Raw genomic sequence first — 25,400 nt, forward strand, 5'->3', positions numbered from 1 at the left:
GACTTCTGGACAGTCAGGAGGGTTGCCCTCCCCGCGCATATCCAGGAGATCAAGGCAATGCAAGAAATCTGGTCGCAGAACTACGACCCCGCAGGCAATGTGTGGGTGTCGGCGCTGGTGGCGCTAATACCCATCATCTTTTTCTTTCTCGCGCTGACCAAGCTGCGCCTGAAGGGCTATGTGGCAGGCACCATCACGGTGGCGCTGTCCCTGGCCGTGGCGCTGCTGTTCTATCGCATGCCGGTTGCCAATGCGCTGGCCGCAGGCGTCTATGGCTTCTTCTACGGCCTGTGGCCGATTGCCTGGATCATTGTCGCGGCGGTCTTTCTCTACAAGGTCTCGGTCAAGACAGGGCAGTTCGACATCATCCGCTCGTCGATTCTCTCGGTCACCGAAGACCAGCGCCTGCAGCTGATCCTGGTGGGCTTTTGCTTCGGTGCCTTCCTAGAGGGAGCCGCCGGTTTCGGCGCCCCCGTGGCCATCACGGCAGCGCTGCTGGTGGGCCTGGGCTTCAGGCCCCTGTATGCAGCGGGCCTGTGCCTGATCGGCAATACCGCTCCCGTGGCCTTCGGCGCCATGGGCATTCCCGTCATCGTGGCCGGTCAGGTCTCGGGCGTCGATGTCATGGCCATCAGCCAGATGGCCGGCCGCCAGCTGCCGTTCATGACCATCATCGTGCTGTTCTGGCTCATGGCCATCATGGACGGCTGGCGCGGCGTGAAGGAAACCTGGCCTGCGGTGCTGGTCGGCGGCGGCAGCTTTGCACTCGGACAGTTTCTGACGGCCAACTACATCGGCCCCGAACTGCCGGACATCACTTCGGCCATCTTCGCCCTGGTGACTCTGACCACCTTTCTCAAGTTCTGGCAGCCCAAGCGCATCTTCCGCTTCGACACCGAACCGGGCGCAGCCAAGATCCAGACGACGGCCCCTGCCAAGCTGACGACCGGCATGGTGATCAAAGCCTGGTCGCCCTTCATCATCCTCACCGCCATGGTGACCATCTGGAGTCTCAAGCCCTTCAAGGCGCTGTTCGCCTCGGGTGGCGCGCTGTCCGGCACGGTCTTCAGCATCCCCGTGCCCATGCTGCACAATCTGGTGCAGAAAATGGCGCCCGTCGTTGCCACACCCACGCCTTATGGCGCGGTCTACTCCTTCAACTGGCTGTCGGCCACGGGGACCGCGATCCTGATCGCCGCCGTGCTCGCCATTCTTTTGCTGCGCCTCAAGCCCGCCGTGGCAGTCCGGACCCTGGGCGAGACCTTCAAGGAGCTGACACTGCCCATCTACTCCATCGGCATGGTGCTGGCCTTCGCCTTCATCGCCAACTATTCCGGCCTGTCCACCACGCTGGCCATGGCGCTGGCCCACACCGGCAAGGCCTTTGCGTTCTTCTCGCCCTTCCTGGGCTGGGTCGGCGTGTTCCTCACTGGCTCCGACACCTCGGCCAATGCGCTGTTCGGCGCCCTGCAGGCCACGACAGCCGCCCAGCTGGGGCTGCCCGAGGTTCTGGCCGTGACGGCCAACACCACCGGCGGCGTGACCGGCAAGATGATCTCGCCCCAGTCCATCGCCATTGCCTGCGCGGCCGTGGGCCTGGCCGGCAAGGAATCGGACCTGTTCCGCTTTACCGTCAAGCACAGCCTGGCCTTCCTGGTGCTGATCGGCATCATCTGCACGCTGCAGGCTTATGTGTTTCCGTGGATGATTCCAACCACCTGAAACTCCTGCCAGACCTCATGCCCGCCATCCGCCTGTCCGACCGCGTTGCCCAGCAGTTGCTGGAGCTGATCCAGAGCACCCAGCTCCAGAGCGGCGCCAAGCTGCCGACCGAGCGGGCGCTGGCCGAGCAGCTGGGGGTCTCGCGCACGGCGCTGCGTGAGGCCATACAGAAGCTGGCTAGCCGCGGCGTGCTCGAAAGCCGCGTGGGTGCCGGCACCTTTGTCGGCTCGCGCGTGCCCCTGTGGCACGAACAGGCCGTCGCACCGCTGGAGTCCCTGCTGCGCGACGACCCCCAATACCGCTACGACGTGCTGGAAGCACGCCAGGCCCTGGAACTCAGCACCGCCTGGTATGCGGCCCAGCGTGCTACCGACAAGGACAGGGACCGCATCCGCCGCTGCTTTGACGACATGCTGCGCCACCAGCAGGCGCGCGATGCCGCCAGCGCGGCCCGCTCCGACGCCCAGTTCCATCTGGCGATTGCCGAAGCCTCGCACAATGCCGTGCTGGTACAGCTCATGGGCAGTCTCTTCGAGCTGGTGCTGGGCACCGTGGCCCAGAACCGGCGCCTGATGTTCGTGCATGATGATCTCTCGACGCTGGAGCATCTGACTGCGCAGCACCGCAATCTCATGCAGGCCATTGTCGACGGCGAGCCAGAGCAGGCCAGAAGCGCTATCGGCCAGCACCTGGCCTATGTTCACGAAAAGCTGTCCGAGTCGGATGCCGAAGCGGCCCGACGCAAGCGGCTGGATCGTTTCTCCTCTTCCTCCGCCATTTTTTCATGATCATCTCCTCCACCACCGACTACCGCGCGGCTGCGCAAAAGCGCCTGCCGCCCTTTCTGTTCCACTACCTCGACGGCGGCGCCTATGCCGAGAAGACGCTGGCGCGCAATGTCGACGACCTGGCCGACGTGGCCCTGCGCCAGCGCGTGCTCAAGGACATGAGTCAGCTCGATACCAGCATCGAGCTGTTCGGCGAGAAGTTCTCGATTCCCGTGGCGCTGGCTCCCGTGGGGCTGACCGGCATGTTCGCCCGCCGCGGCGAAGTGCAGGCCGCCATGGCCGCCGACAAGAAGGGCATCCCCTTCACCATGTCCAGCGTCTCGGTCTGCCCCATCGAGGAAGTCGCACCCAGGCTGGGCCGACCGATGTGGTTCCAGCTCTATGTGCTCAAGGACCGGGGCTTCATGAAGAACGCGCTGGAGCGCGCTCAGGCTGCGGGCGTCTCCACCCTGGTCTTCACCGTGGACATGCCCGTACCCGGAGCCCGCTACCGCGATGCGCACTCGGGCATGAGCGGCCCCAACGCCGCCATGCGCCGCTATCTGCAGGCCGTGACCCATCCGCACTGGGCCCTGGACGTAGGCCTGATGGGCCGCCCGCACACGCTGGGCAATATCTCCACCTACAAGGGCCAGAACGTCTCGCTCGAAGACTATATGGGCTATCTGGGCGCGAACTTCGATCCCTCCATCTCGTGGTCGGACCTGGAGTGGATCCGTGACTTCTGGAAGGGTCCCATGCTCATCAAGGGTATTCTCGATCCCGAGGACGCCAGGGATGCCGTGCGTTTCGGGGCCGACGGCATCATCGTCTCCAACCACGGCGGGCGCCAGCTCGACGGCGTGCTCTCGTCGGCACGCGCCCTGCCTGCCATTGCCGATGCCGTCAAGGGCCAGATCAAGATCCTGGCCGACTCGGGCGTGCGCAACGGCCTGGACATCGTGCGCCTGCTGGCCCTGGGTGCAGACTGCACCATGATAGGCCGCGCCTTCGTCTATGCGCTGGCTGCAGAAGGCGAAGCCGGCGTGACCAACCTGCTGAACCTGCTCGAAAAGGAAATGCGCGTGGCCATGACGCTGACCAGCGTCAAGAACGTCTCGGAGATCACTGGCAATCTGCTGGTACGGGACTGATCCCGCACAGGCTCCTGCCCTGGGCCGGGCCTTGCGGGGATCAACGCGCCGCGCCCCGCTGCCCCAGCCAGATGCCGCCCAGGACCAGGGCCACGCCAGCCATCTGCATGGCCGTCAGCGTCTGGTCCAGGAATGCCCAGCCCAGCAAAATCGCCGTCAGCGGACTCAGAAAACCCAGCGGCGCCACCATGTTTGGCTCCAGCCGGGCAATGCCGCGAAACCACAGCACATAGGTCAGCGCCGCGCCCACCAGACCCAGCCAGGCCAGTCCGATCAGATGTCCCGGTGTGGGCGCCGGAAAGTCCGGTCCGGCCCACAGCGCCACCGGCAGCAGCAACAGTCCGCCGGCCGTGAGCTGCCAGGCAGTGAAGGTCAGCAGCGGTACGGGAGCGCGCCACTTGCGCGTGAGCACCGTGCCGCAGGCCATGGAAACCGCTGCTGCCAGGCCCGCCGCAATCCCCGTCGCATCCAGCCTCACACCAGGCGTGAGCACCAGCAAGGCCACACCCGCCAGACCGGCCAGGGCTCCCAGCACCGAGGCCGGCCGCAGCGCGCTGCCCAGCACCCAGGCCGCAAGAAACACCACCACCAGCGGCTGCACAGCCCCGACAGTGGCGGCCGCCCCTCCCGGCAGGCGGTAGGCCGAGACGAACAGCATGCTCCAGAACACCGAGAAATTGAGCGCTCCCAGAATGAACACCCGCAGCCACCACACGCCCTGCGGCAGGCGCCGTGCAAATGCCAGCAACAACAGGCCGGCGGGCAACGCGCGCAGCAATGCCACGGTCATCGCGGGCACCTGCGGCAGCAGCTGCGTGGTGACGATGTAGCTGCTGCCCCAGATGGCGGGTGCCAGCGCCGTCAGCAGCAGATCGCGCGCCTGGGTCCGCCTGAACGCAAGCGCAGATTGGCCGGCGCTCATGCGAACTCCAGCACCTGATCCAGCGGCCGGCGTGGCTTCTGCGGCCAGTTGCCGGGCGCAGCACGGCCCACGGTGACGAGCATGACCGACACCTCCTCGCTCGCCAGACCGAAGCTCGCCGCCACGCCTTCGGCGTCGAAGCCGGTCATCGCACAGGGCGCCAGGCCCAGCGCCTGCGCCGCGTGCATCAGCGTCATGGCGCCGAAGCTGGCCGAACGCAAGGCCTCGTCGCGCACCGCCTGCGCGCTGGCGTACTGCTGCTGCGCGGCCTGCAGCCATCCCTGCGCCATGGCGGAAGGCATGAAGCCCGCGTCCACAGAGGGCTGCAGCCGTTCGGCAAGCGCCTCGGGGTCGGCCAGCACGCCGCAGACGATGAAGCAGACGGCCGCCTCCTGGACCTTGGCCTGGTCCTGCGCCACGGCGCGCAACCTGGCCTTGGCCCCAGGCGTGCGCACGGCGATGAAGCGCCAGTTCTGAAGGTTGTAGGCCGTAGGTGCGCGCGTAGCCAGCTGCACCAGCCTTGATATGTCGGCATCCGCCAGATGGTGGGAGGTATCGAAGCGGTTGGCCGAGATGCGCTGCTCGATGAGGGTGAGCGTGGGATGAAGTGTCGTCATGGCACGACTGTAGATAATTCACCCCGAATTGATAATTAGCGATTATCAAAATAAACCATTCACTATCAGAGAAGAATCGCATGGACCGATTGACCGCCTTGCAAGTCTTTCATCGCGTCGCGCAGCGGGGCAGCTTTGCCGAAGCCGGCCGCAGCATGGGCCTGTCGCCGGCCGCGATCAGCAAGAACATCGCCGAGCTGGAGGCCCATGTGGGCACACGCCTGATCCAGCGCACCACGCGGCGCATGGCGCTGACGGAGGAAGGCCGCCTGTATCTCGAGCATGTCACGCGGGCGCTCGATGCGCTGGCCGATGCAGACTCAGCGCTATGCCCGTTCAAGGCCGCGCCCAGCGGCCTGCTCAAGGTCAGCGCGCCCATGACATTCACGCTGACGCAGATCTCTTGCGCGCTCCCCACCTTCCTGGAGCGCTACCCCGGGCTACAACTGGACCTGCACCTGGACGACAGACGCGTCGATATCGTGCGCGAAGGCTTCGATCTGGCCATACGCGGCAGTGACCGACTCGAGGATTCCTCGCTGATTGCGCGACCGCTGACAACCATGTCGCATGTACTGTGCGCAGCGCCCGGCTATTTCGAGAAGCGCGGCCGCCCGCACACGCCTGCCGACCTCAACGGCCTGGAGCACATACGCTTTAGCCTCTCGGGCCATGCAGATGTCTGGGAATTTGAGCAAGGCGGGCGCATGGAGCGCGTGGCGGTCAATGCGCGCTACTCGGTGTCCTCAAGCCTGGCGGTGCGCGATGCATTGCGCGCGGGCTTTGGCGTCAGCCTGATCCCGCTGCCCTATGTCGAGGAAGACCTGCGCACGGGCCGGTTGCAGGCAGCCCTGGAAGACTGGAGCACGGTGAAGACCGCGCTCTATGCCATTTATCCGTCGCGCCAGCATATGACGCCCAAGCTGCGGGCGCTGCTGGACTTTCTGGTAGCGCAGTTCGATTCTGGCAACTGAGCGCCTGGCCGGTTGACCGGCCGGCATTCAGCGCCGGCGCTGGCTCTGGATCTGCTCCGGCCCGGCCACCAGGGCACCGGCGCCGCGCACTTCCAGCGCGATGCTGTCCAGCACCTTGCCGGAGGCATCGAGCAGCTCCAGCCTGTGGCGCCCCGGCCAGGGCAGCCAGCCCAGCTGACTGCCGCGCCCCAGCTCGCGCTGCACTTCTCGCATCACGGGTTGGGCGTTCTTGTCTGCTGTGGCGGGCGCTCCATACTGCCGGGTCACCAAGCGCCAGCGCAAGCTGGCGTCACGCCAGTCCTGCTCGGCCGCCATGCCGGCCTGGCGCGCCACCAGCTGCACTCGCTGGCTGTCAGGCGGAATATCGGGGTCCAGCGCCAAAATGGTGCCATTGGCCGGACGCGAGATACGCACAGCGGCCGCAGCCGCAGCGCTGCCGGACTTGCTGCCTTTTTGCCTGACCAGGCTTTTCTGCTCTGCACTGCCAGCCACGTGATCCATGGCAAACAGTGATTGCTCGGTCCCCGCCACAAACCATTCCTCGCGTGCGCTTTCGATAGGCATGGCGCCGCTTGTCAAAGCACCGAACTGCACTTGCTGCTGCTGCACGCCAGCGGGTGGCCGGGGTGCATGACTGGACACATTGCGATGCAAAAAGCCCATGATATCGGCCCAGATGGGCGCTGCCCCGCTGGTGCCGCTGACCGAATGCATGGCCTCGCCACCCGCATTGCCCACCCACACGCCCACGGTGTAACGCTCGGACCAGCCTACGGCCCAGTTGTCGCGCATATCCTTGCTGGTGCCGGTTTTCACGGCCGTCCAGAAGCGCGTGGCCAGCACGCTGTCCGTGCCGAAGGTCGGAGCCCGCGCCATATTGTCGGAGAGAATGTCGCCCACGATAAAGGCTGCCCGCGCATCCAGTGCCTGCACCGCGTCGTCGCCGGTTCTGCCGCCGGCCTTGCGGCTTTCAGTCTGAGGCAAGGCCCAGCTCACGGGACGATATTGACCGCCATTGCCCAGTGCCCGATAGGCATTGGTCAGATTGAGCAGCGCGACCTCGCTGCTGCCCAGTGCCAGGCTGAAGCCGTAGTAGCCCCCGCTTTCGCGCAGCGGCAGGCCCAGTTTCTTGAGCTGCTCGAAGAAGGCATCGGGCGTGATCATGACCAGCGTGCGCACCGCAGGCACATTGAGCGAGGACGCCAGCGCCGTGCGCGCCGACACCCAGCCCTTGAAGCGCCGGTCGTAGTTCTGCGGAATGTAGAGGCCGTTCTGGGTGGGAATATGGGCCGATGAATCCTCGATCAGCGAGGCGGCCGTGATGCGCTTTTCGGCAATCGCCTGGGCATAGAGAAAAGGTTTGAGCGTGGAGCCGGGCTGACGCAGCGCAGTGACGCCATCGACCTCGGACGCCTGGCTCAGCGTTCCTGAGGAGCCCACCCAGGCCAGAATCTCGCCGCTGCGATTGTCCAGCACCACGGCCGCACCATCTTCCACATTGCGGCCCTGCAGCTCGCGCAGATGCTGCTGCAGGCTGGCCACGGCAAAGCGCTGCAAGGGTGCGTTCAAGGTTGATCGCACCTGCTCCTGCCCCCTGTTCTGGGGCAGCGCCAGCCAGCGCCGCGCGAAATGCGGGGCCACGCCCTCGCTGGACAGCCATTGGCGCCGCTGCAGCACGCTGGAGGTATAGAGCTGCATGGCCGAGCAATCCTTGGCCGCCACATCATCGGGCACCATCACCTGCAGCACACCGCAGGCACGCTGGGCCACACGCTCGACCGAGGCATTGGGCGCACGCACCAGGGCTGCGGCAATGGCGGCCTCGCGAGCATCCAGCCCATGAGCTGCCTTGCCGTACAGGCTTTGCGACAGCGCAGCTATACCCACGATCTCGCCGCGAAACGGCACCAGGTTCAGATAGGCCTCGAGAATCTGGTCCTTGCGCCAGCGCCTGTCCAGCACCTGGGCCGCCACGGCCTGACCCACCTTCTGCACCACGCTGCGCCCGCCCGGTCCCTGACGCCAGTCGCCATCGAGCAGACCGGCGAGCTGCATGGTGATGGTGCTTGCGCCGCGCGTGCGCGTGTTCCAGAGATTGCCCCAGGCGGCCGCAGTGACGGCAGCCCAGTCCACACCGCTGTGCTCGTAGAAGCGCTTGTCCTCGCTGAGCACCAGGGCCGTGCGCAATGCCGGCGAGACATCGGCCAATGCCACCCAGGGACCGCGGCGCACCGTGCTGTCGGTTCGCAGGCGCTGCAGCACCTCGCCCTCGCGCGAAAGCAGCAGGGTCTCCGACGAGCGATGGTCGCTGCGCACCTCGTCATAGCTGGGCACCGCATGGCTGCTGGCGGCCAGACCCAGCCATAAAGCGGCCGTCATGCCGACGGCCCGCCAGGACTGCTTCATTCTCGGGGGCTGGAAATACCGCTGCATGCCTTGTTCCATGTCTTTGTGCGCTGTTGGAAGTCAGCAGGCATTGTCCCAAAGATGGCCCGGCAAACAGACTGCTCAGACAAGCGGCAACAAAAAAGCGGCTTCTGCGAGCCGCTTTTTCGAGATCAATGCCCTTCAAGCCGTGAACTTCTTGATCTTGAACGCCAGTATCACCATCAGCACACCGAAGATGACGGCATAGGTCGCCAGCACCCACAGCATGGCCATCATGCCGGCGCCGGGTTGCATCAGCACGAAGATGCCGAACAGCACCGAGAGCAGCCCCCCAAGCACCAGCACCCATTCGCCTTGAATTTCCTTGCGCAGACGCAGCGCCGCGACGATCTGCAGCACGCCGGTCATCAGAGCCCAGACACCGATATAGATGGTCAGCACCAATGCGGTGATCGCAGGGTTGATGACCGTGAGCACCCCCACCACCACACCCGTCAGCCCCCACAGCAAAACCACCCACCAGTGGCGCGACTGCTGGCGGCTCTTGATGGCGGTGTAGATGCCCAGCAGGCCGTCGACAAACACATAGGCGCCAAACACCAGCACCAGCGCGGCGGCAGATGCTGCGGGCTGCATCCAGGTCAGCACGCCGAAGATGATGGCGGCGGCGCCGCGCAACAACAGCACCCACCAGCTACGGTGCAGCATGATGGACATGGACGGAATTTCTACAGGCATGAAGACTCCTCTCTTTTAGAACGTGTTTACGTTCTCAGGGTTTCACAACAGTGCGACTTGTGCAGCCACTCGTCTCTCGACTCCAGCCCCGACCCTAGCAAGAAGCTCAGCCCAGCGTCAACATCACCGGCTGGTGGTCGGACGCCTGTGTGGCGCTGTCCACACGCCAGGCCTGCACATGCTGGCACAGGCTGTCGCTCACCCACAGCAGATCGCAGGCCCCGGGCTCTGCTCCCCAGGTCCGGTCCACCAGTCTGAAGGTAGGGGGCTGCGGCTGGCCGGGGTGCAGCACATCCCAGCTATTGCGCCACTGCCCGGCCTGCAGACAGCCTTCCTCACCGGCAGCCCAAGGTGCGGACAGAACGGCATATTCGGGTTCGTGCGGCTCGAAGTTGAAATCCCCGCAAAGCACGGCATGGCGTGTATGCGGCTTGGTTTGATAGGGCGAGCCATCGCTGGCCGGCTGCGGCGGGGCATCGGCCAGCGCACAGGCCTGCATCTGCAGGGCACGCAGTGCGCCGGCCTGCGCCATGCGCTGACGCGACGAAAAATATTCGAGATGCGTGGTCATGATGCGTACCGGCCCCAGCGCCGCGTCGTCGACCGTGACCACAGAGCACATGCGCTGCATGCAGCGCATATCGGCCTCTGCCGGCATGGGCAGCAGATAGTGCTGAACCAGCCGCACCGGCAGCCGCGTGGCAATCAGATTGCCAAAACGCTGATGGCCACTGGACGTGAACTCATCGACCGATGCGCCAAAGAAGATCTGCCAGCCCGGCAACAGCGCCTTCAGCTCGGCCGGCTGCTCACCGGGCCGGCCCTGCAGATCGGGGTAGTTGACGGCGATTTCCTGCAGGCACAGCACATCCAGTCCGCCGGCCTGCTCGCCCATTTGCAGCGCGTGACGCACGATGCGCTCCACACTGACCAGTCCATCCATGCCGCAGCACCATTGCACATTCCAGGTCAGGATATTCATCTTGTCGCGTCTTTCCAGATTGAAAATGGCCGAAGCCCTGGCAGCCACTATTTTTTCAGCTGCTGATCAGACCAAGGTCTCGCGCAGCTGGAACACATTGCCTTCCCTGTCCATGGCATTGCAGGCCGCAAAGCCAGGACCTTGCCAACGCTCGTCAAACACCTGTCCGCCCAGCGCCTGTGCAGCGCTTTCGGCCTCGGCAATCGCCGGCACGGTGATGAAGAACTTGAGCGCCACATCGGCACGGCGCTGCGGTGGCGTGCCGATCCTGACCCGCGCCGCGATCTCGGCAGGCAGGGCGTGAATCACCAACTGCAACGCGGCGGACTCCAGCACGATGACGTGCTCGTCCTCATGCAGCCGCTGCATGCCCAGAACCTGCTCATAGAAACTTGCCAGACTCTGGAAATCCTTGGCATAAATCAGAACACCGGCAGCAGCGGGACCAGGCATTGTCAACTCCTCAAATGGTTTGACTGTATCCCAGTCACTTGATGCCCGCGCGCATGAAGCTTTGCACGAACTGGCGCTGGAACAGTAGGAATGCGATCAGCAGCGGCCCTGAAGTCATCAGGGTGGCGGCGCAGATGGTCGACCATTCCACGCCCGACTCCACGCTGGAGAAAACCTGCAGCCCTACGGTGAGCGGACGCGCCTGCACGCTGTTGGTGATGATCAGAGGCCAGAGAAAATTATTCCAGTGAAAGCTCACCGAAACCAGCGCAAACGCGGTGTAGACCGGCCTGGCCAGCGGTACGTAGACACGCCAGAGAATCTGCAGCGTGCTGGCACCTTCCACGCGCGCGGCTTCATCCAGCTCGCGGGGTATGCCCATAAAGGTCTGGCGCAGCAAAAAGATGGCAAAGGCCGAGGCGAAATACGGCAGACCTATGCCCACCAGAGTATCGACCGCTCCCAGCCCGGACATGGTCTGATAGTTCGCCACCAGCAGGATGTCCGGCATGATCATCAGCTGTATCAGCACCAGCGCAAACGCCACATTGCTGCCACGAAAGCGCAAGCGTGCAAAGGCAAATGCAGCCAGCGTGGACAGCAGCAGTTGCACCGCCAAAATCATGGCCACCAGCAAGATGGTGTTGAGAAAATAGCGCGCAAACGGTGCGGCCTCCCAGGCATGGCGGAAGTTCTGCAGCGTCCAGGGCGCGGAAAGATCCAGGCGCGTGGACGCATCGGAGGGGTGAAACGCCGTCCAGACCGCATAGGCCAGCGGCAGCAGCCACAGCAGCGCCAGCGTCCAGGCGGCCAGGGTGTCCAGCCATGAAGCGCCATAAAAGCTCACGCCCTGGCTTGCCCGGGCGCTCCTGCGCCCTGACAGAAATGAAGCAGCGGTCATTGATAGTGCACCTTTTTGTCCAGCACGAAGAACTGGAACAGCGCCACGGCAGCCAGCACCACGACCAGCACCACGGTGATGGCCGCTGCATAGCCGGTATCCCAGAACTTGAAACCCACTTCGTAGAGGTGATAGAGCAGCAGCGTGGAGGCATTGTCCGGCCCGCCGCGCGTGAGAATGAACACATGGTCCACCAGCCGGAAGGCATTGATCACGGCGTTGACCAGAATGAACAACGTGGTCGGCATGAGCAGCGGCCACTGCACGCGGCGCAGGAAATACCAGCGCGATGCGCCTTCGATGACCGCCGCCTCCTTGAGGCTGGGATTGAGCGTCTGCAGCGCGGCCAGATAGAAGATCATGAAAAAGCCTGCCTCCTTCCACACAGCCACCAGCGTGATGCAGGCCAGGGCCGTAGATGGATCGCCCAGCCAGTTGTGCGCGTCCAGGCCCAGTGCACCGCGCACCTGCTCCAGCAGTCCGTACTGAGGCGTGTAGAAGAACAGCCAGATATTGGCCACGGCAATCATGGGCAGCACCGTGGGCGTGAAATACGCCATGCGCAGCAAGGCCCGCCCCGCGAGCTTCTCGTTGACCCACAGCGCCATCAGCAAGGCCAGCCCCATGGACAGTGGAATGGTGGCAGCTGCAAACCAGAGGTTGTTGCGCACGGCCTGCCAGAACACGGGGTCATCGACCATGAGCGCATAGTTTTCCAGCCCCACCCATTCGCCGGACTGGCCGCCACGCCCCGTGGCATGCAGGCTGTCGATCAACGTGGACAAGGCCGGCCAGTGCGTAAAGCCCAGCAGCAGCACCAGTGCCGGCATGAGCAGCAGCCAGGCATGCACGGCCTGCTTTCGCGCTGCGGCCTGCGCCAGCCTGCGGGCGGCCCTGGATGACAAAGGCGCAGACATGGCGCCCTTGCCGGTTTCAAGCGCCGGACTGCTCATTACTTGTAGCGACGCAGAATGCGCTCGGATTCCTTTTGCGCGTCGTCCATGGCCTGGGCTGCGGTCTTGGTGCCGCTCAGGGCCGCCTGAATCGCATCATTGAGCACCTTGGTCACGCGCTGGTTCTCATGGGTGGAATACTCGGCCACCGACACGGGCAACTGGTCACGCGCCACCAGGGCCTGAGGAAATTCCTGGCCGTACTTCTTGAGTACGGGCGTCTCGTAAGCTGCAGGCGAGACAGCCACATAGCCGCTGTCCATGCTCCACTGCGCGGCACGCTCTGGCTGGGTCACCCATTTGGCAAACTCGAACGCAGCCTGCTGCTGCTCCCTAGGCGCATTCTTGAAGATGTAGAAATTGCCCCCACCCGTGGGCGAGCCCTTGCGGACATTGCCGGCGATCTGGCCCACGCCGAAGTCGAACTTGGCATTGGCGCGGATATTGGTGAGATTGCCCGTGGTCGTCACGATGATGGCGGCCTTCTTTTCCATGAAGTCCCTGGGCGTCGTACCCCACTCCACCACACCTGCAGGGTGCACGCCTTCCTTGACCAGGCTGACCCAGAAGTTCAGCGCCTCCACCACCTTGGGGTGGTTGAGCATGACGCGGGTGCCGGACTCATTGGCCAGCAGCACATCATTGGGCGTGGTCAGGGTCTGCAGCATCCAGTAGCCAAAGCCGGTGGACGGAATCTGGATGCCGTATTGCACGACCTTGCCGCTGGCGTCCTTCTTGGTCAGCTTGTGGGCGGCCTCCCTGAGCTCCTTCCAGTTCTGGGGCGCCTTGTCGGGGTTCAGGCCGGCCTCCTTGAAAGCTTCCTTGTTGTAGTACATCACCACGGTGGAGCGCTGAAAGGGCACGCCCCATGTCTTGCCTCCGGTCTGGCTGTTGGCCATGAAGGCCGGGTAAAAGCCCTTGAGCCAGGCCTTATCGGCATCGGTCTTCACGAAGTCGTCAATGGGCGCAATCGCGCCCTCGTCCATCAGCGTGAACATATCGGTGGACAGCAGTACCGAGCTCGCAGGCGCCTTGCCGGCCTTGTGCGCCGTCAGCGCCTTGACGATGGTTTCCTGATAGGTGCCCGCATAGATGGGCGTGAGCTTGTATTGCGGATGCGCCTTGTTGAAGTCCGCCGCATAACCGTCTATCACCTTGGTGATGGGGCCGCCCACGGCCACGGGGTAATAGAAAGGCACTTCCAGCGGGGACTGCGCAAGAGCAGTGCCCGCCAGGCCAAGGCCGGCGACAGCGGCGAACAGGCCGTGAACAAAGGTTTGACGACGCATGGGAATCTCTCCTCGGGATTTGCAGACAATGGAAAATGCCGGCGGCTCAGGCAGCGGCCAGCAAGGAGCGGGCGGATTCAACCGCCTGCCCGCAAACATGAATGCGCCCGCCCTGCGCATCGAACCAATGCGCAGCTTGCTGCGGCCAGTACAGGACCACGCCTTGTCCGGACCGCAGATCGGCATGGGCATGGCCGGGCACACGCGCCGTCAGCAACTCACTGCCCACCTGACAGCGCAGCACCAGATCGGCACCCAGATATTCAAAGCCCTGTACGGTGGCCGGAATACCATTGCCCAGCCCCTCGTTGCCGCCGCCGGCATCACCTGCCACGGCAATCACCTCGGGCCGCACGCCCAGCGCCTGCGGGTAGGCGCTGCCAGTCACCAGATCCGGTGCCACGACCACATCGCTGCCGGCAATCCGGTTGCCTTGCAGGGCCACGATGTTCATGGCGGGCGTGCCGATAAAGCGCGCGGCAAACGTGGTTGCGGGCCGGGCATAGATCTCGCGCGGCCCGGCGGCCTGCTCCACCAGACCCTTGTTGAGCAGCACCACCTGATCGGCCATGCTCATGGCCTCGGCCTGATCGTGGGTCACATAGACCACCGTGAGACCCAGACGCTGCTGCAGCTCGCGCAGCTCGGCGCGCATTTCCTGGCGCAGCTGAGCGTCGAGATTGGACAGCGGCTCGTCCATCAGACAGACCCTGGCCTGCGCCACCAGCGCACGGCCCAGTGCCACGCGTTGCTGCTGGCCGCCCGAGAGTTGCCCGGGCCGGCGCTCCAGCAGCGCCGTCAACCCCAGCAGCTCGGCCGTCTGCTCAAGACGCTGCTCGCGCTCGGCCCTGGCAAGCTTGCGCACCTGCAGACCGAACTGGATGTTGTCGGCCACGCTCAGGTGCGGGAACAGCGCATAGTTCTGAAACACCATGGCAATGCCGCGCTGCGCGGGCGGCAGATGGGTGACGTCGCGGCCATCGATGCGCACCGACCCCGAGCTAGGCGTGTCCAGCCCGGCGATCATGCGCAAGGTGGTGGATTTGCCGCAGCCCGAAGGGCCGAGCAGGACGCAAAACGAGCCTGGTTCAATGCGCAGATTCACGGCATGCAGGGCCGTGGCGTCACCCCAGGATTTGGCGACGTTCTCCAGCTCGATCAAAGACATCGCGCCAGTCTAGAAAGACTGGATGACAGCCGCGTGTCAACCCTCGGCGCTATCAAAAACAGGAGCTTCTTTCACCATCTATTCATAGATTTCAGATTGAAATGCCTTTGAATCAGCCTGTTCAAAGGCGTAAGCAGCTTCTCTATTAATAGCGCCCATGCATGAAAAAGCCCCGGCTGCTGGCGCAGACCGGGGCTTGGCGTAGGGCCGAGAAACCGCTCGGGGCTTACTTGGGCATCACCACTTTGAGCTTGGCGTTGGGAATCTCGCCAAACATCTCGGGCGCATACAGCGCTTCGGCACGCGTGGGCGGCAGGGCGAATTCACCAGCATTGTTCAGGCGCACGGTGTATTCGACCTTGGTCGTCCCTGCGGGCAGGTACTGATAGTAGGCACGGTAGGACTCGAAGCTGCGCTCCTCATAGGCCAGCCAGCCAGCCCCCTCCTGCTTCTCGCCCTTGGACGCGATCTCCGAATCACGGCCCAGGCCTCCACCCAGAATGGTCGCCCCCGTGGGAATGGGGTCGGTGATCGCCACCCAGGTCATATCGGTCTTGGCCTGCACCTCCAGCGTCACGCGCAGCACATCGCCGCGCGTGTACTGGCCGCCACCAAACAGACCCTTGTCGGCCTGCTCCACAGGCGTGACGGTCTTCTTGATGGTGTAGCCGGCGCTGAACGGCGCCTTGAGGGCCACGGCCGCCACGGACTGCACGGTCAGCCAGGGCTTGCCCGTGCCTTGCTGCGTCACGCTGAGCTGACCCTTGCCAGCCTTGGCCCAGGGCATGAACATGGTGTTGTTCATCAGGCCGCCGGCGCGCACGGGCTCGCCGAAGACGCTGTTGGAATGGGCCGTGCCCTGCGCATCCTCAGAAGTGGCACGCCTGACATCGGCCCAGTTCACCTTGGCTTCGTTGCCGTTCATGCTGGCCACGGTGCTGCCGGCCACGGGCTCGGACTCGAACTTCTGCGAGAAGCGACGCAGCGCCAGAGCTCCCCAGAGGTTGGCCGTGGTCGTGTTCCAGGCACCGGACTGCTGACGCGCGATAAAGCCGCTGACCAGACGCGGCATGTCTTCGGCCCATGCGGGGTCGTTGATGGTCGCCAGAATCAGGCGTGCCAGATTCACGTCCGGGCCCTGCATCAGCCACCACCAGCTATCGTCCTGATCGGTCGAGAAGCCGGCACGCGTGCCGTTGTAGGTCAGGCGGGCGCGCAGGATCTGCATGGCCTGTGCCAGGCGCTCGTCGCGCTGCGGCGCATCGCTCATGCGCTGCAGCAGCATCACCCAGTCGATGACCGTGTGCGTGGGCCACTGGTTGGGCGTGGCATTGATGCTGTCAAGCATGCGCGGCGTGGCCTTGCCCGACAGTGCCAGCGCGGCAATCGCCGCCAGCTTGCGCATTTCCAGATCCTTGCGCGGACTCCAGAAGTTGCGCTGGATGCGGCCTTCCACAAACGCGATCAGGCCATCCTCCATGCGCGCGCGTTCGGCGCCGGGGATCACGAAGCGCTTGTCAACGCCCTGCGCCATGGCCGACAGGTTAAGCAGATGCGCGGTCAGCGTATCGCTGCCGCGGCTGACCGATCCGTCCTGGGGCGGGAAGTAGTTGGCCAGGCCGTCACCGTCCAGATAGTTGGGCAGCTGGGCCATGGTGCTGCCCCACAGCTCGGCGTTGTTCATGCCGACGGCCTTGCTGGTGGTCTGCTCCAGGCAGGAGTAGGGATAGCGGGCCCACCAGTCGCGCACGCCGGGCAGACCTTCGGTCAGCTTGGGCACCAGCGACATCTGCACTCCGCCACGTCCTGGCAAGGCATCTGCGGGCGGATTCACGGGCACGCTATAGCTGCCGTTGACCTGCACCAGCGTGGCCTGCTGCACCGACAGCGGCACGGCGGGCACGATGCGCTGACTGATCTTGAGCGCATCCTGCGCCGCATCGGCACCGCCAGCGGTGTCGCGCGCGGAAATCTCCCAGATCAGCGCCTCGGCACGCGTTCCGGAGAGCTGGGCCGGGGCCTTCACATCCCAGGCCACTTCACGCGCCTCGCCTGCGGGAATCTCCACGTTCTGGGCCTTGAGCTCCAGCATGGTGGCACGCGGCGTGACCTCCACCTTCATGGCCTTGGCCGAGGTGTTGCGCAGCGTGATCTGAGCGCGGAACTGATCGTCCTCGCGCACCAGCGGCGGCAGGCCGCTGATGATCTGCAGATCCTGCGTGGTACGGATCGCCGCCTGGCCAGTGCCGAACAGGCTCACGCCCGCATCGGCCACGGCCACCACCTGGAAGGTGGTCAGGGCGTCGTTGAGCGGCACCTCGATCAGCGCCATGCCGTTGCCGTCCAGCACCACATCGGGCTTCCACAGCAGCAGGGTGTCTAGCAGCTCGCGCGTGGGGCTGCGGCCACCGCCACCGCCCGCAGGCACGGCCTTCTTGCCGTAGTGGCGCCGGCCGATCACCTCCATCTGGGCCGTTGCCGTCTGCACGCCCCATTCGCGGCGTGTCAGCATGGCATCGAGCAGATTCCAGCTGCTGTTGGGCATCAGCTCCAGCAAGGCCTGATCCACGGCCGCCAGTGCCACATGGGCACCTGCAGCGGGTTTGCCATCGGGCAGCGTGGCCTTGATGGTGACCTTGGCCGTGCCACGCACCTTGTAGCTGGACTTGTCCGAGGACACCTTGACGTCCAGCGTATTGCTCTTCAGGCCCACGCGAATTTCGGACATGCCGAAACGGAAGGCAGGCTTGGAGAGGTCCACCATGGAAGTCGGCGCGATGAATTCCTTGCCGTCATTCCAGAAGGTACGCCACCACTCCATGGGCGACTTGAAGCCCCAGGTGAAGAAGCTGTACCAGGGCACTTCCATCAGGCGGCCGCGCAGCGCCAGCACGCTGACATAGGCGTTGGGGCCCCAGTTATCCTCGATCTTGACGTCCACTGTGGGGTTGTCACCCGCCAGCTCCACCACCTGGGTGCTGACGACGCCTTCGCGCTCCACGGCTACCAGCGCCGTGGCGCGGCGGAAGGGCATGCGCACCTGAAAGCGCGCCGTCTCGCCGGGCTCATAGCTCTTGCGCTCGGACAGCACGTCCATGCGGTCGTGGTCTTCGCCACCGAACCAGAGCTCGCCCTGGCCCGTGACCCACACCGAGGTCGCAGCCTGGCTGCTGCGGCCTTCCTTGTCGGCAGCCTTGACGATCAGTTCCACCTCGCCGGGCTGGGACAGCTGGGCCTCGCATTGCACCAGGCCATGGCTGTCGCTGGTGCCCGAGCACACGGTGCCCAGATTCTTGAGCGTGGTCTGGTTGTCGTAGCTGTAGAAGCCGCCCACCAGCCGCTTGCGGCTGGAGGTGGTGATGCGCGCCACGGCCTCGACCTTGACGGGCACGCCGGCCTGGGCCTTGCCGGCCGTATCCAGCGTCAGCGCCTGAAAGCGCAGCTTGCGATCCACCGAGATCCAGTTCTCGGAGCGCACGCCTGCCACCACGGCAGCCGGCCAGATGGTGCGCGTGCTGCGCAGGGTCTGCACCTCGCCGTTCGGGTCGGCATAGGTCGCTTCCATCAGCAGCTCGCGCGGCTCGCCGGACTTGGGCAGCTTGTCGATGGCGACCTTGCCCAGACCATTCTTGTCCAGTGTCACGGGCAGCTTGTCGGCCACGACCTTGGTGTCGTCAGCCGCCGTGCTTTCCTCGTCGTCGCTGCTGCCCACATCCTGGGCGCTGCGCGGCGGGTTGAAGCTGAAGCCATCCCAGCCCGCGAAGTCCAGTGATTTGGAGCGCAGCAGAGCCGACACCTTGACCGGCAGATTGGCGGCAGCGCCGCCCGATACATAGTTGATCTGCACTTCGGCAGGCACGCTGCTGACAGCGTAGAGTTGCTCCTTGCCGGCCGGGCCCACACGCCCCTCCATCACCGGAAGGCGGAACTCCTCGACACGGAAGATGCCCGTGCTGAAGCTGGAGCGGCGGCCGCTGCCATTGGTATAGCCCAGCTCCACCGCATATTCACCCAGCTTGGCAGCCTTGGAGATGGGGAACTCGCTGCTCGCGCTGCCATTGGCATTCCAGCTCAGGGCCTGGGTAAAGCGCTGGCCACTGCCCAGATGGGTGATGGTCAGGCGGTCAGGCTTGTCCTGGGTCTGCTCAAAGCCCGTGGAGTTCTTGCCGGGGCCCGTCAGGGCACGCAGAAAGTGCTTCATGGACACGGTTTCGCCGGCACGGAACAGCATGCGGTCAAACACCGTATGCGCCACTTCGTCGCGCTTGCTGCTGGAGCTGGTCGGCACATTGAAGCGCCAGGACTCTATGCCCTTGTTCCAGTTGCTCCAGACAAAAGCCAGCTCCTCGCCTGCCTCGGTCTTGGCCCGAGCACTCACGAAATAGGAGTTGCTGCGGTAGTAGCCGTCTTCGTTGCTGCAGGAAGGCGGATTGGGGTTGAGGCCGTTGAAGGTCACCAGACCCTGGGCATCACTGACGGCCGAAGCAATCGCCTGACCATTGCAGTCCGAGACCTGCACCGTGGCGCCCGGCACCACCTTGCCCTTGTCCAGCGTCGTCACCCAGGCCACCGAGTTTTCGCGACCCAGCTTGAAGTGCACGGCCAGATTGGTCACCAGCACCGAGGTACGCACATACATGGTGCGGCCCGCGCCATAGCCTTCGTCGAGCAGCGACTGGCCCAGCATGGGCGAGGCGATCTCCACCACCTGGAAGCCCGGATTCAGCGGAATACCGATGACCTCGAAGGGGCGCGGATCGCTCTTGGCCGCCTTGGGCAGCTCCAGCGTCTGGGTCTGGCTCTGGCCGTCCAGCAGCGACAGCATGCGGGTCTGCACCCAGTGCTTGTCGTCGTTGATGACCGGAGGCAGCACCTTCACATCGCGTGCAGCGCGCTTGCGCTCCACGCTGTAGCTGTCATAGCGCTCGACCTTCTTGAGCCAGGCGATGATGTCGGCATCCGAGCCGCCCTTCTTGGTACGCACCACGCTGGCGTCCAGCGACTTGCCCAGGAGCTGCGGCTCTACATTGCGCAGCGTCACGGGCAGCAGCGCCGGTCCCTTGGGGCCTTCGGCAAAACGCTCGACGATGCCGAAGGGCGCCGCAGCAAACTTCACCAGCGGCGGCATATTGCCCGTGGCCGTGGCCAACGGGAACAGATTGGCATTGCTCAGCGTGCGACCTGCGGCATCCTTGAACTGCGGCGGCAGCTCCACCACATACTTGGAGTTCGGCTGCATGGTGGCCGGGAAGCTCACGCTGTCCACCAGCGAATCCTCGGCCAGCTTTTCGCCGTTCTGCTCGATGATGGGTGCCACGGCCGAGGCACCGCTCTTGAGGCGTATGCCTTCGATCAGCTTGCGCGGCACCGGCGCGCTGAAGGACAGGCGCATGGGGCGGATCGGCAGGCAGGCGGCATTGGCGTTCTCGCGCTCGCAGCTGAAGTCGGCGCTGAAGGGCTGGCGCACCTGGTACTCGTAGCGCTGCTCGTCCTTGCTGACCAGGCCGTTGGCCATGGCCACGCCCTTGCCATAGACCAGGGTCATCTTGCTGCCCGAGGTCAGGCGGCGGTTACACGCCAGCACCGCGAAGTTCTGCGGGTTCTTGGCGGCATCCTTGTCCCAGTGGCGCTGCTTGAGCACGGCCTCGCGGTCCTTGCCCTCGATTAGTTGCACGGGGATGCGCTCACCCACGCCTTCGGAGGTACACCAGACGCGCTGCTTGAGGCTGTCGACAGATGCCGCGCCCGTCAGGCGCAGGGCAAAGTACTGCTGCTCGTCCACCTCTTCATAGGTGTCGGGCGCAATGCTGGCCACCTGCGGACCGCCGGTCTGAAATTGATAGCTGGCTGCGCCCGTCACAGCTGTACCCGTGACGCTCTTGAACTGGGGGTTGAGCTGGGCCGTGCAACGCACGCCAGCGGGCAGGTTCTGGGCAAAATCGAATACCCATTCCTTTTCGCTGTTCCAGCGTCCCGTTCCCTTGGCGGCCTGGGCATCGCTGCACTGCAGATTGACCGGCGCGGCGGCCTTGGGGTCGCCAAAGCGCACGGCTGCCCCATCGAACTGCACCACGACCTGGCCCACCTTGCTCACATCTCCCTGCGGGCTGAACTGGCGCACCCCCACGGCATGGGCCGCCGTGGCCGCCAGGCCCCACAACAGACCTGCATTCAGCAGCTTGCGCCAGTGCGGCGCGATCTGCTCCCTCTTCCTTCCCTCTGCATAAGGCACAGTCATACAGTCACTTTCTTTTCGGGCAGGCATGGCGCCGGCCCTGGCTGTTTGAGTCTGAAGTCTGGAATCAGCGACGCAGCAGTGCAGGACGGCAGAAGGCAAAAAGCCCCGCCTCACAAGTGAAGCAGGGCCTTGAGCAGGTGCCGCACGCGCGAAACTACTGCGGCTGGAAACCGCTGCGCTGAATGATACCGGCCCAAACCCTGGAATAGGCGGCCTCGCGCTCCCCCAACTGGCGGGGATTCATGTATCCAACTGTAAGTCCCAATGCCGTCAGCTGCGCGTAAACGTCACGCTGCTTGAGCACATTGCCAACGGCTGCAGAAAAGCGCTCGACAAAGGCCTGGGGCACGCCCTTGGGCGCAAAAATGCCGTAGTAAGGCATGTCCTCGAAGCCCTTGATGCCCTGCTCCAGCAAGGTCGGCACTTCGGGCATGGAGGCCTGGCGCTTGGCGCCCAGCACGCCGATCACGCGCAGCTTGCCGGCCTTCTGGTTCTCCATGAAGTCGGGCACCGAGGCAATGCCGGCAGGAATCTGATTGCCCAGCATATCGGCCAGCAAGGGAGCGCTGCCGCGATACGGTGCGGCCACCAGATCGAGCTTGTAGTGGTCGGCCAGGATCTTGACCAGAAATTCGGGCGTCGATGCCGGAGCCGGAATGCCGATGGTGCCGTTCTTGGCACTGCCCCTGGCCCAGGCCGCGTACTCGGCCAGATTCCTCACCGGCGTGTTGCTGGAGACGGCCAGCGCATTCACGAAAGTGGCGACCCCCGCCACGGGAATGAAGTCCTGCTGCGGATCGAAGCCCGGCTTTTTCACGACCTTGGGCAGGATGGAGATGGTGTGGTCATGCGTGAGAAACAGCGTATGGCCATCGGCAGGCGAGGCCTTGAGCAGTTGCGCTGCAATCTGGCCGCCGGCACCGGGGCGATTCTCCACCAGCACCGTCACGCCGCCCAGCTCGTCCTTGAGCTTGTCAGCCAGCAGGCGCGCAATCGCATCCGAGCCACCGCCGGGTGGAAAGCCCACCAGAATGCGGATGGGCTGGCCCGACGAGGCCCAGGCCACCGAGCCCAGGGCAGACGCGGCAGCCGCTCCCACTCCGGCCTTCAGCCATTGACGACGAGTTTGCGTCATGTGTTTTCTCCTTATGCTTTTTCCAGACTAACCAAAACAAAAGCGCCCGGCAAAGGGCGCTTTCAAGGCGTGAACGTTACGCCACAGTGCTTGAGTCCATCAGGCCAGACGAGCGTGGTGCTTGGCCAGTTGCGCACGCACCTGCGCCGGAGCCGTACCGCCCAGCGTGTTGCGGGCGTTGAGCGAGCCTTCCAGGCTCAAGGCCTCGAACACATCGGCCTCGATATTGGGATTGAAGGCCTGCAGCTCGGCCAGTGGCAGATCGGTCAGGTCCACGCCCTTCATGGTGGCCAGCTTCACGGCGTGAGCCACGGTTTCGTGGGCGTCACGGAAGGGCAGACCCTTCTTGACCAGATAGTCGGCCAGGTCGGTGGCCGTGGCATAACCCTTCAGGGCAGCAGCGCGCATGTTCTCGGCATTCACGGTGATGCCGCCTTCCTTGATGCCGCTGGCGGGGTTGAGCTGGCCGCCGATCATCTCGGCGAAGATGCGCAGCGTGTCCTTCAGGGTGTCCACCGTGTCGAACAGCGGCTCCTTGTCTTCCTGGTTGTCCTTGTTGTAGGCCAGGGGCTGGCCCTTCATCAGCGTGATCAGGCCCATCAGGTGACCGACCACGCGGCCGGTCTTGCCGCGTGCCAGCTCGGGCACGTCGGGGTTCTTCTTCTGGGGCATGATGGACGAGCCGGTGGTGAAGCGGTCGGCGATCTTGATGAAGCCGAAGTTCTGGCTCATCCAGATGATCAGCTCTTCCGACAGACGGCTCACGTGCACCATGCACAGCGAGGCAGCAGCGGTGAACTCGATGGCGAAGTCACGGTCGGACACGCCGTCCAGCGAGTTCTGGCTCACGCCTTCCATGCCCAGGGTCTTGGCCACGCGCTCGCGGTCCAGCGGGTAGGTGGTGCCGGCCAGGGCGGCAGAGCCCAGGGGCAGCACGTTGACGCGCTTGCGCACGTCCAGCATGCGCTCGGCATCGCGCTTGAACATTTCCACATAGGCCAGCATATGGTGGCCGAAGCTCACGGGCTGGGCCACCTGCAGATGGGTGAAGCCCGGCAGGATCACGTCCACGTTCTTGGCTGCCACGTCGACCAGCGAGCGCTGCAGCTCCTTGAGCAGGCCTTCGATCAGGTCGATCTCGCTGCGCAGCCACAGGCGCACGTCGGTGGCCACCTGGTCGTTGCGGCTGCGGCCGGTGTGCAGACGCTTGCCGGCATCGCCGACCAGCTGGGTCAGGCGCGCTTCGATGTTCAGGTGCACGTCTTCCAGATCCAGCTTCCACTCGAAAGTGCCGGCCTCGATCTCGGCCGTGATCTGCGCCATGCCCTTCTGGATGGAGGCGAAATCTTCAGCTGCAATGATCTTCTGGGCCGACAGCATTTCGGCGTGTGCCAAAGAGCCCTGGATGTCGGCCTGCCACATGCGCTTGTCAAAGAACACGCTGGAGGTGTAGCGCTTGACCAGGTCGCTCATGGGTTCGGAGAACAGGGCAGACCAGGCTTCGGCCTTGGAATCGAGCTGGTTGTGCGAAGGAGCAGATGTAGACATGTGAGGGCAACAATCCCGTAAAACCACAGGCCGCCCGATGCAGAAGTTTGGCGTGACGGCTGTGCAAAGCAGAAACAGGGATTTTATCGGCCTGACCCGGCGCCGGCGCCAGAGCGCCCCAGAGCCATTGCCGGCCACTGCGACAAAGCAGCATTCACGCACCATCCGCTCATTAATCAATAGCTTTCTATGCTTTATGGAAAAGGCTTGCAAGGCTTTCCATGCGAATCAGATAAATCCGGTTGCAACCACCCGGTTTCTGGCTTGCGCGGACAATCTCGGCGTCTTCGCTCACCTTCCTCACAGGCCGCGGCCCAAGCGGCTGACGTGCCGCCTGGCATGAATTCCCGCTCTACCCTGATTTCCGGCCTCGGTTTTGCCCTGGCCGCCTGTGCGCTCTGGGGCGCGATTTTTCTCGTGCCTGCCATGCTGCCGGAGTTCTCGCCGCTGCAGATCACCTTCGGCCGCTTCGTGCTCTATGGCGTGGTGGCCCTATGCGTTTTTCTGCCTCGGGCCACCAGGCTGCTGCCCAGGCTGCAAGCGGCCGATATCCGGCATCTGGTCTGGCTGGCCCTGACGGGCAATGTGGTGTACTTTGCCCTGGTCGCCACCGCCGTGCAATGGATAGGAATGGCCGTGACCTCGCTGATCGTGGGCCTGGTTCCCGTCACCGTACCGCTGCTGGGCCGCAACACCCATGGTGCGCTTCCGCTGCGCCGAATGCTGGCGCCCATGGCGCTGATTCTGGCCGGCATCGTGCTCGTCAACGCCCATGCACTGACCACGGGGCCCGCAGGCAGCCAGGGGCGCTATCTGCTGGGCGTGCTGATGGCCCTGCTGGCCATGCTCTGCTGGAGCCGCTACGCACTGGACAACACCCGCTATCTGGCGCAAAGCCGCTTTAACGGCACGGAATGGTCCACGCTCTGGGGTCTGGTCGTCGGACTGATCAGCGCCTTGCTCTGGGCGCTGCTCTGGCTGGTATCGCCGGAGGCCAGCGCCGTCGGCAGCCCCGACATTCCAGCCCAGCGCTGGCAGCTGTTCTGGCTGTTGAATCTGGCCGTGGCCATCCTCTCGTCCTGGCTGGGAAACTGGATGTGGAATGCCGCCAGCCAGCGCCTGCCCATCACTTTCGTGGGCCAGTTGCTGGTGTTCGAGACCCTGTTCGCCCTGGCCTACCACTTCCTCTATGAACAGCGCCTGCCCCAGCTCGCCGAGCTGGCACCCATGCTGCTGATTCTCGCGGGCGTGGTCTGGTCGCTCAGACGCTTTCAGGCCGCAGGCCGGGCTGCGGCCTCGGTTTGAGTCAGCACAAACGCTGATGCATCCAGCCGACAGATGCCGCAGGAATTGCAGTTGCAGCGCAGCTGCGGGCCAATAATCACAGCACCTGCGCAAATTCGGATCGGGCATGTCGATGGACATGCTCTTTGCGCATGCTGGCCCGCCCA

Annotated in this window: 18 protein-coding genes; 5 read left to right on the forward strand and 13 right to left on the reverse strand. The window is 64.4% G+C overall.

All coding sequences use genetic code 11. The annotated features are described in order from the left end of the window. Positions 1 to 57: 57 nt before the first annotated feature. The 3 genes from lldP to lldD are packed head-to-tail and all read left to right on the forward strand — an operon-like array spanning position 58 to position 3,643. The gene (gene lldP, locus CTATCC11996_RS12860) at positions 58 to 1,722 is read left to right on the forward strand and encodes an L-lactate permease (protein ID WP_003076704.1); all 1,665 of its coding nucleotides are present in this window, start codon (positions 58 to 60) and stop codon (positions 1,720 to 1,722) included. A gap of 17 nt (positions 1,723 to 1,739) precedes the next feature. Then, positions 1,740 to 2,510, forward strand: a complete 771-nt coding sequence (gene lldR / locus CTATCC11996_RS12865) for a transcriptional regulator LldR (protein WP_003076706.1) — start codon at positions 1,740 to 1,742, stop codon at positions 2,508 to 2,510. Next, positions 2,507 to 3,643, forward strand: coding sequence for an FMN-dependent L-lactate dehydrogenase LldD (gene lldD, locus CTATCC11996_RS12870; protein WP_003076708.1), 1,137 nt, complete (start codon positions 2,507 to 2,509; stop codon positions 3,641 to 3,643). The genes lldR and lldD overlap by 4 nt, the downstream gene beginning before the upstream one ends. Before the next feature lie 40 nt (positions 3,644 to 3,683). Here the strand turns inward: lldD and CTATCC11996_RS12875 are convergent, their stop codons facing one another. Together CTATCC11996_RS12875 and CTATCC11996_RS12880 are read right to left on the reverse strand one after the other, a co-directional pair. Beyond that, on the reverse strand, positions 3,684 to 4,565 hold the full coding sequence (locus CTATCC11996_RS12875) for an EamA family transporter (protein ID WP_003076710.1): 882 nt from the start codon (positions 4,563 to 4,565) through the stop codon (positions 3,684 to 3,686). Next, positions 4,562 to 5,182, reverse strand: a complete 621-nt coding sequence (locus CTATCC11996_RS12880; protein ID WP_003076712.1) for a nitroreductase family protein — start codon at positions 5,180 to 5,182, stop codon at positions 4,562 to 4,564. The genes CTATCC11996_RS12875 and CTATCC11996_RS12880 overlap by 4 nt, the downstream gene beginning before the upstream one ends. Positions 5,183 to 5,262: 80 nt before the next feature. Between CTATCC11996_RS12880 and CTATCC11996_RS12885 the strand changes: the two genes are divergently transcribed. Then, a complete protein-coding gene (locus CTATCC11996_RS12885; RefSeq protein WP_003076715.1) occupies positions 5,263 to 6,156 on the forward strand; it encodes a LysR family transcriptional regulator in 894 nt (297 codons plus the stop codon). Positions 6,157 to 6,183: 27 nt separating this feature from the next. Here CTATCC11996_RS12885 and pbpC read toward each other — a convergent pair whose 3' ends face one another. From pbpC to argH, 11 genes are all read right to left on the reverse strand, one after another. Beyond that, entirely contained in the window at positions 6,184 to 8,562 is a 2,379-nt protein-coding gene (gene pbpC / locus CTATCC11996_RS12890; protein ID WP_003076717.1) for a penicillin-binding protein 1C, read from the reverse strand. Positions 8,563 to 8,724: 162 nt separating this feature from the next. Beyond that, the gene (locus CTATCC11996_RS12895; protein ID WP_012837236.1) at positions 8,725 to 9,282 is read right to left on the reverse strand and encodes an HdeD family acid-resistance protein; all 558 of its coding nucleotides are present in this window, start codon (positions 9,280 to 9,282) and stop codon (positions 8,725 to 8,727) included. A 106-nt stretch (positions 9,283 to 9,388) separates the two neighbouring features. Further along, positions 9,389 to 10,264 (reverse strand): endonuclease/exonuclease/phosphatase family protein, encoded by an 876-nt coding sequence (locus tag CTATCC11996_RS12900; RefSeq protein WP_034349121.1) that lies wholly within the window; start codon positions 10,262 to 10,264, stop codon positions 9,389 to 9,391. A 66-nt stretch (positions 10,265 to 10,330) separates the two neighbouring features. Then, positions 10,331 to 10,717 (reverse strand): VOC family protein, encoded by a 387-nt coding sequence (locus tag CTATCC11996_RS12905; RefSeq protein ID WP_003076721.1) that lies wholly within the window; start codon positions 10,715 to 10,717, stop codon positions 10,331 to 10,333. A gap of 34 nt (positions 10,718 to 10,751) precedes the next feature. Beyond that, complete coding sequence (locus tag CTATCC11996_RS12910; RefSeq protein WP_003076722.1) at positions 10,752 to 11,618, reverse strand: carbohydrate ABC transporter permease; 867 nt, start codon at positions 11,616 to 11,618, stop codon at positions 10,752 to 10,754. Further along, positions 11,615 to 12,571, reverse strand: a complete 957-nt coding sequence (locus CTATCC11996_RS12915; RefSeq protein ID WP_003076724.1) for a carbohydrate ABC transporter permease — start codon at positions 12,569 to 12,571, stop codon at positions 11,615 to 11,617. Before CTATCC11996_RS12915 ends, CTATCC11996_RS12910 begins: the two co-directional genes overlap by 4 nt. Then, positions 12,571 to 13,860, reverse strand: a complete 1,290-nt coding sequence (locus CTATCC11996_RS12920) for an ABC transporter substrate-binding protein (RefSeq protein ID WP_003076726.1) — start codon at positions 13,858 to 13,860, stop codon at positions 12,571 to 12,573. Before CTATCC11996_RS12920 ends, CTATCC11996_RS12915 begins: the two co-directional genes overlap by 1 nt. Positions 13,861 to 13,906: 46 nt before the next feature. Then, positions 13,907 to 15,028, reverse strand: coding sequence for an ABC transporter ATP-binding protein (locus tag CTATCC11996_RS12925; protein ID WP_003076728.1), 1,122 nt, complete (start codon positions 15,026 to 15,028; stop codon positions 13,907 to 13,909). A gap of 226 nt (positions 15,029 to 15,254) precedes the next feature. Further along, positions 15,255 to 21,266, reverse strand: coding sequence for an alpha-2-macroglobulin family protein (locus CTATCC11996_RS12930; RefSeq protein WP_003076730.1), 6,012 nt, complete (start codon positions 21,264 to 21,266; stop codon positions 15,255 to 15,257). Positions 21,267 to 21,420: 154 nt separating this feature from the next. Continuing rightward, a complete protein-coding gene (locus CTATCC11996_RS12935; protein WP_003076732.1) occupies positions 21,421 to 22,401 on the reverse strand; it encodes a Bug family tripartite tricarboxylate transporter substrate binding protein in 981 nt (326 codons plus the stop codon). Between the two features lie 99 nt (positions 22,402 to 22,500). Beyond that, complete coding sequence (argH, locus tag CTATCC11996_RS12940) at positions 22,501 to 23,949, reverse strand: argininosuccinate lyase (RefSeq protein WP_003076734.1); 1,449 nt, start codon at positions 23,947 to 23,949, stop codon at positions 22,501 to 22,503. Positions 23,950 to 24,288: 339 nt separating this feature from the next. Here argH and CTATCC11996_RS12945 point away from each other — a divergent pair, with 339 nt between their 5' ends. Next, complete coding sequence (locus CTATCC11996_RS12945; protein WP_003076736.1) at positions 24,289 to 25,254, forward strand: DMT family transporter; 966 nt, start codon at positions 24,289 to 24,291, stop codon at positions 25,252 to 25,254. Positions 25,255 to 25,400 lie beyond the last annotated feature (146 nt).

Source organism: Comamonas testosteroni ATCC 11996 (assembly GCF_000241525.1).
Classification (GTDB): domain Bacteria; phylum Pseudomonadota; class Gammaproteobacteria; order Burkholderiales; family Burkholderiaceae_C; genus Comamonas; species Comamonas testosteroni.

Coding starts and splice junctions, on each gene's coding strand:
- CTATCC11996_RS12875 (WP_003076710.1), bottom strand. CDS start 4,565: ATGAGCGCCGGCCAATCTGCGCTTGCGTTCAGGCGGACCCAGGCGCGC.
- CTATCC11996_RS12895 (WP_012837236.1), bottom strand. CDS start 9,282: ATGCCTGTAGAAATTCCGTCCATGTCCATCATGCTGCACCGTAGCTGG.
- CTATCC11996_RS12905 (WP_003076721.1), bottom strand. CDS start 10,717: ATGCCTGGTCCCGCTGCTGCCGGTGTTCTGATTTATGCCAAGGATTTC.
- CTATCC11996_RS12880 (WP_003076712.1), bottom strand. CDS start 5,182: ATGACGACACTTCATCCCACGCTCACCCTCATCGAGCAGCGCATCTCG.
- CTATCC11996_RS12885 (WP_003076715.1), top strand. CDS start 5,263: ATGGACCGATTGACCGCCTTGCAAGTCTTTCATCGCGTCGCGCAGCGG.
- lldD (WP_003076708.1), top strand. CDS start 2,507: ATGATCATCTCCTCCACCACCGACTACCGCGCGGCTGCGCAAAAGCGC.
- argH (WP_003076734.1), bottom strand. CDS start 23,949: ATGTCTACATCTGCTCCTTCGCACAACCAGCTCGATTCCAAGGCCGAA.
- CTATCC11996_RS12930 (WP_003076730.1), bottom strand. CDS start 21,266: ATGACTGTGCCTTATGCAGAGGGAAGGAAGAGGGAGCAGATCGCGCCG.
- CTATCC11996_RS12900 (WP_034349121.1), bottom strand. CDS start 10,264: ATGAATATCCTGACCTGGAATGTGCAATGGTGCTGCGGCATGGATGGA.
- CTATCC11996_RS12945 (WP_003076736.1), top strand. CDS start 24,289: ATGAATTCCCGCTCTACCCTGATTTCCGGCCTCGGTTTTGCCCTGGCC.
- lldP (WP_003076704.1), top strand. CDS start 58: ATGCAAGAAATCTGGTCGCAGAACTACGACCCCGCAGGCAATGTGTGG.
- CTATCC11996_RS12910 (WP_003076722.1), bottom strand. CDS start 11,618: ATGACCGCTGCTTCATTTCTGTCAGGGCGCAGGAGCGCCCGGGCAAGC.
- CTATCC11996_RS12920 (WP_003076726.1), bottom strand. CDS start 13,860: ATGCGTCGTCAAACCTTTGTTCACGGCCTGTTCGCCGCTGTCGCCGGC.
- CTATCC11996_RS12935 (WP_003076732.1), bottom strand. CDS start 22,401: ATGACGCAAACTCGTCGTCAATGGCTGAAGGCCGGAGTGGGAGCGGCT.
- CTATCC11996_RS12925 (WP_003076728.1), bottom strand. CDS start 15,028: ATGTCTTTGATCGAGCTGGAGAACGTCGCCAAATCCTGGGGTGACGCC.
- pbpC (WP_003076717.1), bottom strand. CDS start 8,562: ATGAAGCAGTCCTGGCGGGCCGTCGGCATGACGGCCGCTTTATGGCTG.
- lldR (WP_003076706.1), top strand. CDS start 1,740: ATGCCCGCCATCCGCCTGTCCGACCGCGTTGCCCAGCAGTTGCTGGAG.
- CTATCC11996_RS12915 (WP_003076724.1), bottom strand. CDS start 12,571: ATGAGCAGTCCGGCGCTTGAAACCGGCAAGGGCGCCATGTCTGCGCCT.